The organism is Mesorhizobium sp. M8A.F.Ca.ET.208.01.1.1 (assembly GCF_004791315.1).
GTDB lineage: Bacteria > Pseudomonadota > Alphaproteobacteria > Rhizobiales > Rhizobiaceae > Mesorhizobium.
Genome location: NZ_SRUT01000002.1, coordinates 989,415 through 1,001,987 on the forward strand (window position 1 = coordinate 989,415; position 12,573 = coordinate 1,001,987).

The 12,573-nt window shown below is 63.9% G+C and carries 11 protein-coding genes and 1 riboswitch; of the genes, 5 read left to right on the forward strand and 6 right to left on the reverse strand.

The genetic code is table 11. From position 1 onward, the window contains the following. Positions 1–43: 43 nt before the first annotated feature. Positions 44–1,042, reverse strand: coding sequence for a thiamine ABC transporter substrate binding subunit (thiB, locus tag EN851_RS15360; protein WP_135929535.1), 999 nt, complete (start codon positions 1,040–1,042; stop codon positions 44–46). A gap of 43 nt (positions 1,043–1,085) precedes the next feature. Continuing rightward, positions 1,086–1,200, reverse strand: a riboswitch (TPP riboswitch). A gap of 86 nt (positions 1,201–1,286) precedes the next feature. On the opposite strand from thiB, the gene EN851_RS15365 reads away from it, so the two are divergent. The 4 genes from EN851_RS15365 to EN851_RS15380 all read left to right on the forward strand — a co-directional run bounded on the left by EN851_RS15365 (position 1,287) and on the right by EN851_RS15380 (position 4,378). Beyond that, positions 1,287–1,931 (forward strand): thiamine diphosphokinase, encoded by a 645-nt coding sequence (locus tag EN851_RS15365; protein ID WP_135929536.1) that lies wholly within the window; start codon positions 1,287–1,289, stop codon positions 1,929–1,931. A 1-nt stretch (position 1,932) separates the two neighbouring features. Next, positions 1,933–3,750, forward strand: coding sequence for an ABC-F family ATP-binding cassette domain-containing protein (locus tag EN851_RS15370; protein WP_127872117.1), 1,818 nt, complete (start codon positions 1,933–1,935; stop codon positions 3,748–3,750). 86 nt (positions 3,751–3,836) lie between these two features. Further along, a complete protein-coding gene (locus EN851_RS15375) occupies positions 3,837–4,079 on the forward strand; it encodes a type II toxin-antitoxin system CcdA family antitoxin (RefSeq protein ID WP_127279502.1) in 243 nt (80 codons plus the stop codon). Then, on the forward strand, positions 4,079–4,378 hold the full coding sequence (locus EN851_RS15380) for a CcdB family protein (protein ID WP_135929537.1): 300 nt from the start codon (positions 4,079–4,081) through the stop codon (positions 4,376–4,378). Before EN851_RS15375 ends, EN851_RS15380 begins: the two co-directional genes overlap by 1 nt. 26 nt (positions 4,379–4,404) lie before the next feature. Here the strand turns inward: EN851_RS15380 and EN851_RS15385 are convergent, their stop codons facing one another. After that, entirely contained in the window at positions 4,405–6,126 is a 1,722-nt protein-coding gene (locus EN851_RS15385) for a hypothetical protein (RefSeq protein ID WP_135929538.1), read from the reverse strand. A gap of 75 nt (positions 6,127–6,201) precedes the next feature. Then, entirely contained in the window at positions 6,202–7,500 is a 1,299-nt protein-coding gene (locus EN851_RS15390; RefSeq protein WP_127279499.1) for an adenylosuccinate synthase, read from the reverse strand. A gap of 211 nt (positions 7,501–7,711) precedes the next feature. On the opposite strand from EN851_RS15390, the gene EN851_RS15395 reads away from it, so the two are divergent. After that, on the forward strand, positions 7,712–8,611 hold the full coding sequence (locus EN851_RS15395; RefSeq protein WP_135929539.1) for a DMT family transporter: 900 nt from the start codon (positions 7,712–7,714) through the stop codon (positions 8,609–8,611). Between the two features lie 62 nt (positions 8,612–8,673). On the opposite strand, the gene EN851_RS15400 is transcribed toward EN851_RS15395, so the two are convergent. The 3 genes from EN851_RS15400 to EN851_RS15410 are packed head-to-tail and all read right to left on the reverse strand — an operon-like array spanning position 8,674 to position 12,259. Continuing rightward, entirely contained in the window at positions 8,674–9,885 is a 1,212-nt protein-coding gene (locus tag EN851_RS15400; protein ID WP_135929540.1) for a cytochrome c, read from the reverse strand. Beyond that, complete coding sequence (locus EN851_RS15405) at positions 9,882–11,648, reverse strand: GMC family oxidoreductase (RefSeq protein WP_135929541.1); 1,767 nt, start codon at positions 11,646–11,648, stop codon at positions 9,882–9,884. Before EN851_RS15405 ends, EN851_RS15400 begins: the two co-directional genes overlap by 4 nt. Before the next feature lie 2 nt (positions 11,649–11,650). Further along, positions 11,651–12,259: a gluconate 2-dehydrogenase subunit 3 family protein gene (locus tag EN851_RS15410; protein WP_245464451.1), complete on the reverse strand. Its 609-nt coding sequence runs from the start codon at positions 12,257–12,259 to the stop codon at positions 11,651–11,653. Positions 12,260–12,573 lie beyond the last annotated feature (314 nt).

The following is a 12,573-nucleotide window of genomic DNA, read 5'->3' on the forward strand; positions in this document are numbered from 1 at the left end:
AGGGGGGCGCCGTAAAGCATTCATCTTCGGATCATACAGCCAACTACTTGCTCATCACCGCCAGCCATTCATCCACCCAGGCCTTGCGGTTGGCCGCGACCTCCTCCGGACTGAACAGCAGGGTCTTGGTCGGCTTGACCAGTTTGTCGAAGGCCGGGTTGAGCGGCTTGTCGGTCTTGCCGGCCGGGAACATCCAGTTGGTCTCGGGGATGGCGTCCTGGAATTTCGGTCCGGTCATGAAGGCCATGAATTTTTCCGCCAGCGGGTTCTTGGCTCCGGTCGTGGTGATGCCGGCGACCTCGATCTGCAGATACTCGCCCTCTTCGAAAGACGCCGCCTGGTAACGCTCGGTGTTCTCGGCGACCATGTGGTAGGCCGGGGAGGTGGTGTAGGAAAGCACCATCGGCGCCTCGCCCTTGGTGAACAGGCCATAGGCCTCGCTCCAGCCCGGCGTCACGGTCAGCACCTTGGTCTTGAGCTTGGCCCAGGCCTCCGGCGCCTTATCGCCATAGACCGACTTCACCCAGAGCAGCAGGCCGAGACCGGGCGTCGAGGTGCGCGGGTCCTGGATGACGATCTTGTCGTCGGCGCTGCCCTCGACCAGCTCCTTCAAGCTTTTCGGCGGCGACTTCAGCTTTTGCGTATCGTAGACGACGGCGAAATAGCCGTAGTCGAAGGGAACAAAAGTATCGTCGCTCCAGCCGCCCGGCACGTTGACATCGCTCACCGCGCCATGCGGCGCGAACAGGCCGGAGGCCTTGGCATCGGCGGTGAGATTGGTGTCGAGGCCGAGCACGATGTCGGCCTTGGTCGAAGCGCCTTCCAGCTTGACGCGGTTGAGCAGCGCCACGCCGTCGGCGACCGAGACGAACTCGACATCGCAGCCGCATTCGGCCTCGAATTCCTTCTTCACCACGGGGCCTGGACCCCAGTCGGCGGTGAAGCTCTCATAGGTGTAGACCGTGAGCTTGTCCTTGGCCAAGGCCGGCCCGGACAGCGTCACCGCCGTGGCTGCGATGAGAGAATATAAAAACGTGCGCATCGGCGCCTCCTTCGTTTGCGTTGAAAGGAATTGAGGCGTCGGACTGTCCGAAACGTCTAATCCCTCCGCCGGTACAAACCGGATCAGGTTCAGCGGGTTGGCGAGACTGCCTCTCAGCCGGCCCGCGATATTCGCGTCCGGCACCCCGTTAGAGCGTTTCGACACATAGGCCCGGCGGGTGGGACACGCAAGTGGGAGTTTGCCGCCTTCCGTTTCCCGTGACGGGCTGGTAAGGCGACGGGATATGAGCACATTCACCATCCTGCTTGGCGGCGATCTCCTCCGCACGCCCCGGCTCGACCGCCAGGTCGAAGGCTCGCGCGTGATCGCCGCCGACGCCGGCATCGGTCATGCGCGGATGCTGGGCCTCGTGCCGGAATTGTGGGTCGGTGATTTCGATTCGGTTCCGGCCGATCTGCCCGCCCATCTCGCCGCCGTGCCCCAGCAAACCTTCCCGACGGAAAAGGACAAGACCGACGGCGAACTGGCAATCGCGGCCGCACTGGAGCGTGGAGCGACCCGCCTTGTGCTGGCGGGCGCCTTCGGCGGCAAGCGCGCCGATCACGCCTTTCTGCATCTGGCGCTTGGCCTGCGGCTGGCCGAGGCCGGAACGGATGTGCTTTTGACCAGCGGCGCCCAGGAGGGTGTCCCCTTGCTCAACAGCAGGGCCAGCTTCGATTATACCGACGGCACGCTATTTTCTATTCTCGGCTTTTCCGAACTCTCCGGCCTGACCGTCACCGGCGCCAAATGGCCGCTCGACAAGGTCGAGGTGGCTTTCGGATCGTCGCTGACCATTTCCAACGAGGTCAAGGGCCGCCTCGACATCGCGCTCGGCCACGGCCGCGCGCTGCTGCTCGCCCATCCCTATCCATTGCCCGAAAGCTGACATGGCCCCGCCCCTTCTCAATCTCGACGGGATAAGACTGACTTTTGGCGGCACGCCGCTGCTCGATGGCGCCGCCCTGACCGCGTCGGCCGGCGACAAGATCGCGCTGGTCGGCCGCAACGGGTCCGGCAAGTCGACGCTGCTCAAGATCGCCGCCGGCCTGATCGAACCGCAGGACGGCGAGGTGTTCCGCCAGCCTTCGGCGACTGTCCGCTATCTGCCGCAAATGCCCGACATGGACGGCTTTGCCAATGTGCGGGCCTATGTCGAGGCCGGGCTCGGCCCGGCCGACGATCCCTACCGCGCCAGCTATCTGATGGAGCATCTCGGCCTGTCGGGCGAGGAGCGGCCGGCAGACCTGTCCGGCGGCGAGGCCAGGCGCGCCGCCCTTGCCCGCGTCATGGCGCCGGAGCCCGACATCCTGCTCCTTGATGAGCCGACTAATCATCTTGATCTGTCGGTGATCGAATGGCTGGAAGAGGAACTCGTCCGGACTTCCTCGGCGCTCATCGTGATCTCGCACGACCGCCGCTTCCTCGAGCGTGTGTCGCGTGCCACCGTCTGGCTCGACCGTGGCCAGACCCGCCGGTTGGACAAGGGCTTTGGCCATTTCGAGGAATGGCGCGACCTCGTGCTGGAGGAGGAAGAGCGCGAGCAGCACAAGCTCGGCCGCCAGATCGTGCGCGAGGAGCACTGGCTGCGCTACGGCGTGACGGCACGGCGCAAGCGCAACATGCGACGTCTCGGCGAACTGCAGACCATGCGCCAGCGCTTTCGCGGCCATCGCGGCGCCGAGGGCACCGCGACAATGGTGGCCAGCGACGCGGCCGAATCCGGCAAGCTGGTGATCGAGGCGAAAAACATAGAGAAGAGCTTTGGCGACCTCACCGTCGTCAAGGGGTTCTCGACCCGCATCCAGCGCGGTGACCGCGTCGGCCTCGTCGGACCGAACGGCGCCGGCAAGACGACGCTTCTGAAGATGCTGACCGGCGAATTGGCGCCGGACGCTGGTTCGATACGGCTCGGCACGAATCTGGAGATCGCCACGCTCGACCAGAAGCGCGAGGCGGTCGACCCGCAGGAGACGCTGGCGCAATATCTCACCGACGGGCGCGGCGAGAACCTCGTCATCAATGGCGAGCAGCGCCATGTCGTCTCCTACATGAAGGATTTTCTGTTCAAGCCGGAGCAGGCGCGCACGCCGGTGCGCGAGCTGTCCGGCGGCGAGCGAGCGCGGCTGATCCTGGCGCGCGTGCTGGCGCGCCCGGCGAACCTGCTGGTACTTGATGAGCCGACCAACGATCTCGACATGGAGACGCTGGAACTGCTGCAGGAACTGGTCGCCGGGTTCGCCGGCACCGTCATCCTGGTCAGCCACGATCGCGATTTCCTCGACCGCACCGTCACCAGCGTCATCGCGCCGGACGGTGGTGGCCGCTGGATTGAATATGCCGGCGGCTATTCCGACATGCTGGCGCAGCGCGGCGGCACCCGGCTCGACGACCGCAAGGCGCGCGCCAAGGCCGACGCCGGCGACGCGCCGACCACCAAGGCAGAACCTGCCGTAGCAAAAGGGCCGGCCAAAAAACTGTCGTTCAAGCAGAAGTTCGCGCTGGACTCCTTGCCCAAGAAGATCGAGGCCGTGACAGCGTCGATCTCGCGGCTGGAAAACAACATCTCCGACCCGGCCTATTACGAGCGCGACCCGGCCTCGTTCCAGAAGACCATCGCCGCCCTCGACAAGGAGCGCGCCACCTTGGCCGCATTGGAAGAGGAATGGCTGGAACTGGAGATGCTGCGGGAAGAGATGGAAGGGTAGGTTCCGCCCGCGATCGGGGCAGCTTGATTTTATTGCCTTCCATATCGGAATGCGCATATATTATGCGCATGTCGCGGAGGCCCACCATGCGTAAGATTGCCTTGAATGCGGTCCGTCAGCCAGCAAATCTGTCGATCGACTCAAATCTCATGCGGGAAGCCAAAGGGCTTGATGTGAATGTCTCGCGCGCCGCGGAGGCCGGCATCGCGGAAGCGGTGGCGGCCGAAAAAACGCGGCTATGGAAGCTAGAGAACCGCGCCACGATGGAGTCGTGGAACGACTACATCGAGAAACATGGCGTCCCATTGGAAGAGTACCGGCAGTTCTGATGCCCCGCTATGATGTCTTCGCCGGTCGCGTCGAAGGCAACTATTTGCTCGACGTTCAATCCGATCTGCTCGACAATTTCAGGACGCGGATAGTCGTCCCCCTTCTGCCGTTCGCAACGGTGCCGCCGCCGATGCGAAAGCTTCATCCGATCTTCGACATCAACGGCCGGAAGCTGGTTATGGCGACACACCTGATTGCTACCGTTCCGGCAAGCGAATTGGGTGAAAGTCGGCTGAACTTGACGAAACATCACGACGAGATCGTCGCCGCGCTCGACATGCTGTTCCAGGGTTTCTGATCGAAGGCCGCCGTTACGCCGTCTGCTCAGCCCGCCGTTTTCGCTTGCCAGGCCTTGATCGCCTCGTCGAACACCTTCTCGCCGGGAATGCCCTTTTCCATGGTCAGCAATGCCCGCCGTCCGGTCTTGTAGACGACCGGTACGTCGATCCAGTCCTGGCCGCGCAGCAAGGTCATGTTGGCGTCTTCATCGGCCTTGGTGTCGTTGAGCGCGACCAGGAAGAAGCCGTCGGCGATCTTGGCCGGGATGCCGATCAGCGGGCTGCCGGCATCCTGTTCCGAGCTCTTCATGGCGACGCGCAATATGTTGTCGACGCCGCCGCCCTCGAAGCCGTCGGGCGTCAGGAAGATCATCTCGATGATATGGCTCGCCGGCAGGGTCTGGTCGGTGTTGCGGCGGATGGTCATGCGCAACTGGATGTCCTTGCCGGGAATGGTCGCCTCGGCACGGATCGCAGGCTCTGGCGGCAGGTCGCCGCCGGGCGATTCCTGCACCAGCGACCAGACGATGCTGCCGGGCTCGGCCGAACCCTGCGCGGTGCTGGTGCGCTCCTCGTAGAAGATCGCCTTCTGGCCGACCGGAACCGAGCTTTGCGCCGCAGCCGCGGCGGCATCGGCCGGCGCCGCGGGCGCGGTTCCGTTGGCGGGTGGTGTCGTGGGCGGGGTGCCCGCCGCAGGCGTGGTCGCAGCAGGCGCGCCTGCCGCAGGCGTGGTCGCAGCAGGCGCGCCTGCCGCGGGCGTGGCGGCAGCGGGCGGATTGGCAGCCGGCGCGGGAACCGCCGGCGCGGCCGTGGCCGGCGCATTCGTTGCCGTTGGCGGCGTCGTCAGCGCGGCGACGGATTCACCCTCGCCTATGCCGCTTTGTCCACCGCCCGGGCCGGGATCGGTTTCGCCGCCTTCAGGCGTCAGCCGCTGCGTGAATTTCGTGCCTTCGGCGCCGGTCGCGGGCGCCGGTGGCGTGGCCGCGGCATCGGTCGCCGGCTTGGCCGGCGCCGTTTTCACCGGTTCGGTCTTGGCAACAACCTTGCTGCCGCCCAGGCCCAGCATCTTGCCGAAGGCATCCTTGTTCAGCCAGATGCCGTAACCGCCGCCGGCAACGACCAGCAACGCGACGACGGCGGCGATCAGTCCGCCATAGCCGCGCCTGCGTTCAGCTGGGCGCAAACGCTCGAAAGTGTCGGCGCCCGCCGGCGCTTCGTCATTGGCAAAGACATCGTCCTGGTCGTCGTCCCGATCCGCGTCCATTCCCGGCAAGGTCTTCTCCGAAAAGTCCGGAGCGGGCTGGACCGGCGTCGACCTTTGCCAGGCTGGCTCGGCCTTGACCGCTGGAGCAGGCCGGTTGGGTTCGGGGTTCGCCACGGGCTGCGCCGGCTTGTACGGCTCCGGGCTGGCCGCGACAGGCGCCTGCCGATACGGGGACGGAGCGGGAATCGATTCGGCCTTGGCCGGCTGCTTGACGTGGCTCGACTGGTTCTTGTTGCGGTCGATGGAGGAAAAGATGTGCTCCAGTTCCGCGAGCGGGTCCGTCTCCGGCACACTCTTGACGTAGTCCCGCTCGACGCCGGCAATGGCGTCGTCCAGCGAGCGTTTCTGCTTGTCTATGGCCTCGGGAGCCAGCGGCGGCGAATATTCCGCAAGCTTCTTCGCCAGCATGGCGCGAACGCTGTTATAGATGCGCGCACGCTTCTCGGGCGTCTCGTCGCCGTGCTTCTCGAACGCGTTTTTCAGAACAGCAACGAAATCTGCCATGCTTCAGTCGACCTGTAGTTTGCCTCCGCGCCGGCCCCCGCAAATCAGCCGCGATGCCCGGAAAGGCTTCAGAAACTAGTCTTGAAACGGATCGGTCACAAGTATCGTGTCGTCCCGTTCCGGGCTGGTGGAGAGGAGTGCGACCGGCGCGCCGATCAACTCCTCTATGTACCGGACATATTTGACCGCCTGGGCCGGTAGATCGTTCCAGCTGCGCGCGCCGGCGGTGGTGCCTTTCCAGCCTTCCAGCGTTTCGTAGATGGGTTCCACGCGGGCCTGCGCGCCCTGGCTTGCCGGCAGATAGTCGATCGTCTCGCCGTCGAGCCTGTAGCCGGTACAGACCTTGATCTCGTCCAGCCCGTCGAGCACGTCGAGCTTGGTCAGCGCAATGCCCTTGATGCCGTTGACGGCAACCGCCTGGCGCACCAGCACCGCGTCGAACCAGCCGCAGCGGCGCTTGCGCCCGGTGACGACACCGAATTCATGGCCGCGCGTGCCGAGGAACTCGCCGATCTCGTTCTTCTGCTCGGTCGGGAACGGACCTTCGCCGACCCGCGTGGTGTAGGCCTTGGTGATGCCGAGCACGTAGCCGATGGCGCCCGGACCGACGCCGGAGCCGGCGGCCGCCTGTCCGGCGACCGTGTTGGACGAGGTGACGAACGGATAGGTGCCGTGGTCGATGTCGAGCAGCGTGCCTTGCGCGCCCTCGAACAGGATGCGCTCGCCGGCGCGGCGCTTGTCGTCGAGCACCTTCCAGACGCGGTCCATGTAGGGGAGGATGTCGTTCGCGACCGAGGTCAGTTCCTGCATGATCGCGTCATGCGTGACTTCGCCATGGCCGAGCCCCCGACGCAGCGCATTGTGGTGCGTCAGCAGCCTGTCGACCTTCAGGGGCAAAGTTTCCAAATCCGCCAGATCCATCACCCGAACCGCGCGGCGGCCCACCTTGTCCTCGTAGGCGGGGCCGATCCCACGTCGGGTCGTGCCAATCTTCGTTCCGGAATTCGAAGCGGCATCCTCGCGGAATCCGTCCAGCTCCCGGTGTACGGACAGGATAAGCGCCGTGTTTTCGGCTATTTTCAGGCGATCCGGCGTCACGTCCACGCCTTGGCCCTTCAGTTTCTCCACTTCGGCGACGAAAGCATGCGGATCGAAGACCACGCCATTGCCGATGATGGACAGCTTGCCTTCACGCACGACGCCGGAAGGCAGCAGCGACAGCTTGTAAACCTTGCCGTCGACGACCAGCGTGTGGCCGGCATTGTGGCCGCCCTGGAAACGCACGACGACATCGGCGCGCTCCGACAGCCAGTCGACGATCTTGCCCTTGCCTTCGTCACCCCACTGCGAGCCGACGACCACCACATTGGCCATGTTTCTTTTCCCTTGAGACGCCGCAGCGCGGCTTGAATATGGTTCGAAACGACAGGCCTCTATAGCGTCAAGACCTCGCGAGTGCGACCTTTCTTTGCCGCCGAAAACGCCCTGAGGCACAACAATTTTCGGCTTTGACATCATTTACTTGGGCTGACGGGGGCAATAGGCCGGCAAACACCGCGGCCCATCCCGCGGCCGGAAGCCCGCGATGCATCGAAGCGCCTACATGTTCCTGCTGCTCACCACCTTGCTGTGGGGCGGCAATTCGGTGGCCGGCAAGCTGGCGGTCGACCACGTCTCGCCGATGACGCTGGTCTTCCTGCGCTGGATGCTGGCCGTGGCAATCCTGCTGCCGATCGGCTGGCGCACGATCCAGGAGGATTGGCCTGTCGTGCGCAGGCACTGGTTCGTGCTGGCGGCGCTGGGCGCCAGCGGCTTCACCCTGTTCAACACCATTTTCTACACCGCGCTCAATTACACCACGGCAATCAATGTCTCTATCGAGCAGGCGGCGATGCCGATCCTGATCATGACAGCCAATTTCGTTTTCTTCCGCCTGCGCGTGAACTGGGCGCAGATCGCCGGCGTGGTGCTGACCATCTTCGGCGTCATCCTGACGGCCTGCCATGGCGATCCACGCCGGCTGCTGACGCTGGAACTCAATTTCGGCGACGCCATCATGCTGGTCGCGGTCGTTCTCTACAGCGGCTATTCGGTCGGGTTGCGGCTGAAGCCGGCGATGCGCTGGCAAAGCCTGATGCTGGCCATGTCGTTCGCGGCACTCATCACCTCGTTGCCCTTTTTCCTGTGGGAGGCCGCCGCCGGCAAGGTGATCGTGCCCGATGCGCGCGGCTGGACGGTCATCGTCTATACGGCGATTGGCGCTTCGGTGATCTCGCAGATTACCTATATCAGGGGCAACGAGCTGATCGGCGCCAACCGCGCCGGCCTGTTCATCAATCTGGTGCCGATCTTCGGCACGCTGCTTTCGGTGCTGATCGTCGGCGAGACTTTCCAGCTCTATCAGGCGCTGGCGCTGGTCCTCGTTCTGGGCGGCATCTGGCTCGCCGAATACAGCGGACAAAAGACGATGCTGAACCGCCGATAGAGCCGCCGTCAGTCAATCGTTCGGCTTCCGCAACGATATCGAAATCCAGCCCGGAATGCAGGCTACGGCACCAATTCCTTGCGCACCGCCGCGATATCGTCGGACGAGACCGCCGGCGCAGAATTGCCCCAGCTGCCGCGCACATAGGTCAGCACGTCGGCGATTTCCTGGTCCTTCAGCCGCCATGCCAGCGAGGGCATCGAAGGCGTGGTCGGAGCACCAGTCGTGTGCACCGCCTGGCTTCCGGCAAGAACGACGCGCGCAAGCGTCTCGGGATTGCCCTGCGCGACGATGGAATTGCCGATGAGGGTGGGGAACAACGCGCCGGCCCCGGCGCCGTCGCCGCCATGGCAGGCCGAACAATTGTCACGGTAGATCGCCTCGCCCGCCACCATCCGCGCTTCGTCGGGCTTGGGCGCCTGCGCACTGCCGGTGTCCGACCCCAGGTTCTTGAGATAGACGGCCACGGCCTTTAGGTCGGGATCCGTCATTTTGGAGGTCGAGTTCTCGATCGCCTCGGCCATCGGACCGGACGCGATCGAATGCGCGTTGACGCCGGTCTTGAGGTAAGCGACCACATCCTCTTGCGACCATTTGCCAAGGCCGGATTGAGCATTGTTGGTGATGTCGGGGGCGAACCAGCCCTGCAGCGACGCCCCTTGCAGGAAGCTGGAGTCCTGATCGGCGCCCAGGAAGGATTTGGGCGTATGGCAGGTCCCGCAGTGCCCGGCCCCCTGGACGATATAGGCGCCGCGATTCCACTCCGCCGACTTGGAGGGATCGGCCTGGAAGCTCGCCTCGCTGAAGTTCAGGAGATTCCAGCCCCACATCGCCAGCCGGATGTTCAACGGGAACGGCAACTGGTTGGCCTCGACCTTGTTCGCGACCGGCTCGACCGTGGTCATGTAGGCCCACAGGTCGGAGATGTCCTGCTCGGTCATTCTGGTATAGGCGGGATACGGCATGGCGGGATAGAGCCGCACGCCATCGTGGCCGACGCCCGTCTTCATCATGTTGCGGAAATCGATCTCCGACCAATTGCCGATGCCCGTCTCGTGGTCGGGCGTGATGTTGGGCGGCACCAGTGCGCCGAAGGGCGTTTCGAGCGGCAGGCCGCCGGCCAGCGGCTTGCCCCCCGGCCTCGTATGACAGCCCGCGCAATCGCCGAGCACCGCCTGGTATTGGCCGCGGATGATCTGGTCGGCCTGATCGGCGGCAAGTGCAGGCGTGATCGCCAGCAGGGCCGCGCCGGCGCCGGCAGCGAGCGTCCTCATGCCTGCACCAACGGGGCGCCGGGATTGCGAAGATAATGATTGCGGATGCCGTCAGCGGCGCGGTAGGCGAGCGCGCCGACCGTTCCGGTCGGATTCTTGCCGGCATTCTGCGGAAAGGCCGACGCGCCGATGACGAAGACGTTGGGCACATCCCAGCTTTGCAGGAAGGTGTTGACCGCGCTCCTCTTCGGGTCGGTTCCCATGATGGCGCCGCCAGTATTGTGGGTGCTTTGATAAGGGACGCTGTCCCAGCCCTTTTTGCGACGGCCGACATTGTATTGCTTGCCGCCAAGCGTCTTGGCAATTTCCTCCATCCGGTCGCAGAGGTAATTCGACATCCTGATATCGTTGTCGGGAAAATCGAAGGTCATGCGCATAAGCGGCCGGCCGAAGCGATCCTTGTAGGTCGGGTCGAGGTCGAGGTAGTTGGTGCGTGTCGCGTAGCTGCTGCCCTGCGAGGAGAAGCCGAGCGTGCTTTTGTAGCCCGCGACGGTCGCCTTCTTCCAGGCGCTGCCCCACTTCGGCGTGCCCGGCAGCGTCGGCCGGGTCCCAATGGGACGTCCATTGGTGGGGATGCAGTTTATGCCCGCGCCGCCGACGAAATCGAGCCCGCCGTGGTCGAAGGCGTCGCCGTTATAGTCGTCGATCGTCTGACCGAGCGCGCCCGCGGCAATGAACGGATTGAAGTTCTTGTCATCGAAGAACACCTGCACGCCGGCGTTGGTCTGGTAGCAGTAGTTGCGGCCGACCGTGCCCTCGCCGGTAGCGGGATCATAGATCCTGCCGATGCCCGACAGCATCATCAGCCGGGCATTGTGCAGGCCGTAGGCGCACAGAAGCACGAGATCGGCCGGCTGGAAGAATTCCTGTCCCGACGTATCGACATAGGTTACGCCGCGCGCCGACTTGCCGCCGGCGGCAAGATCGACATGCAGCACCTCGCTGTCGGTCCGGACCTCGAAATTGGCCTTCTTCATCAGGATGGGAAGGATGGTGGTCTGGGCGCTGGATTTGGAATAGTTGGCGCAGCCGAACCGCTCGCAGAATCCGCAATAGGTGCACTGCCCCATGGTGATGCCGAGCGGATTGACATAGGTCCGTGACATGTTGGCGGACGGTGTCGGGAACGGGTGCAATCCCATGGACCGGCCGGCATTGGCGAACAGGGTCGGCGCGTAGGTCATCTCCATCGGCGGGTTCGGATAGTCCCGCGACCTCGGATCCTCGAACGGATTGCCGCCTTCCTGTAGCTGCCCCTTGATGTTGCCGGCCTTGCCCGAGATGCCCGCCAAATATTCGAACTGGTCGTAATAAGGCTCCATCTCGGCGCCGGTCACGCCCCAGTCCTCGACCTGGAGATCGGCGATCCGTGCCGCGCCATACCTCTTGGTCAGGTTGGTCTTGATCTGAAAATCCGAATCCCAGAACCGCCAGGTGTGGCCGTTCCAGTGCACCCCGGCGCCACCGACACCGTTGCCTGGCAGGAACGAGCCGAAATCGCGCATCGGCAGCGCCGTCTGCGACGGGTCGTTGCGCATGGTCAGCGTTTCCACGGCAGGCTGCAGGAACAGGTCGCGCCGCACGCTGTAGCGCAACTCGTCCTGTGCGTAGCCGATGTTGAAATCGGTTGCCGTATCGCGCCAGGGACCACGCTCGATGGCCAGAACGTCCAGGCCCTGATCGGTGAGTTCATGCGCAAGGATGGACCCTGTCCAGCCGAGGCCGACGATCACGACATCCTTGCGAGGCAGTATCGTCGTCATGGTCAGCTCCTTTTCACGAGCCATTCCGGGCTGCCCTCGATGGAGACGGGCGGCCGCGGATAGGGCTGATTGTGCTTGCTGACGTGGTCCCGGTAGTCATAGCGCGCGCCGGGGAAACCAAGCATGCGCCACGAGACCATGTCCTTGTTGCCGCCATAGACCGGATCGGCAAAGAACCCTTCCATCGTGTTCTGCAGCAGAAGCCCGAAGAAACCAGGACCCTTGACGCCGTTTGGCAAGTCAACCTTTCCAGCTTCCATGGCGGTCAGGAATGCATCCTGGTCCGCCGGCTGGAGCTCGGCGAATGTCTTGCCGTCGCGCTGTTTCAGGAAAGCGTCGATGGCGGCAAGGCCGATGCGGTAACGCTGGGCGGGATTGGCTTCGCCCTGGTAACCTTGCGTGGGCAACCCCGGCAGGAACGGTCCTTTTGTGTAGAGCCGGCTCGACGTTCCGAACGCGCCCGTCAACTGACGGTCTATATAGACAGCGCAGCCGGCCTCCTTGCCGCCCATCGAGAGATCGTCGGCGGGGACAAGGCGGTCGACGATGGCCTCGACGAGCGCGGCTTCCTGCGGCGTGAAGAACTGCCAGCCGCCGGACACGACCTGCATCGGCGGATCGGACGACAGCGGCGCCCAAGGCAGCGAGCCCGACAAGGATCGGGCAAAGCTTGCCGATGTTGCCGTTACCGTAAACATCGCAACCGAAGACAGAAAAAGACGGCGGCTCAGTCGGACAGTATTGTGACGATCCATCGAAGGCACCCCGACAACAATAGAGGCGCGCCGAAAGGGGCGCGCAAAATCATGACAAAATCAGTTAAGTTTAAGTCATGCCAATCACTTGGTGTCAGCCTGCGGAAAGAAACCGGTATCGTCAAGCAGATCACAAAATCGTTAGATTAGGCCAGTCATCTTCTTATCGT

Bases quoted from the DNA above. Each gene is read 5' to 3' on its own strand.
- EN851_RS15400 (WP_135929540.1), bottom strand. From the start codon at position 9,885: ATGAGGACGCTCGCTGCCGGCGCCGGCGCGGCCCTGCTGGCGATCACG.
- EN851_RS15385 (WP_135929538.1), bottom strand. From the start codon at position 6,126: ATGGCAGATTTCGTTGCTGTTCTGAAAAACGCGTTCGAGAAGCACGGC.
- thiB (WP_135929535.1), bottom strand. From the start codon at position 1,042: ATGCGCACGTTTTTATATTCTCTCATCGCAGCCACGGCGGTGACGCTG.
- EN851_RS15370 (WP_127872117.1), top strand. From the start codon at position 1,933: ATGGCCCCGCCCCTTCTCAATCTCGACGGGATAAGACTGACTTTTGGC.
- EN851_RS15375 (WP_127279502.1), top strand. From the start codon at position 3,837: ATGCGTAAGATTGCCTTGAATGCGGTCCGTCAGCCAGCAAATCTGTCG.
- EN851_RS15365 (WP_135929536.1), top strand. From the start codon at position 1,287: ATGAGCACATTCACCATCCTGCTTGGCGGCGATCTCCTCCGCACGCCC.
- EN851_RS15380 (WP_135929537.1), top strand. From the start codon at position 4,079: ATGCCCCGCTATGATGTCTTCGCCGGTCGCGTCGAAGGCAACTATTTG.
- EN851_RS15390 (WP_127279499.1), bottom strand. From the start codon at position 7,500: ATGGCCAATGTGGTGGTCGTCGGCTCGCAGTGGGGTGACGAAGGCAAG.
- EN851_RS15395 (WP_135929539.1), top strand. From the start codon at position 7,712: ATGCATCGAAGCGCCTACATGTTCCTGCTGCTCACCACCTTGCTGTGG.
- EN851_RS15410 (WP_245464451.1), bottom strand. From the start codon at position 12,259: ATGCAGGTCGTGTCCGGCGGCTGGCAGTTCTTCACGCCGCAGGAAGCC.
- EN851_RS15405 (WP_135929541.1), bottom strand. From the start codon at position 11,648: ATGACGACGATACTGCCTCGCAAGGATGTCGTGATCGTCGGCCTCGGC.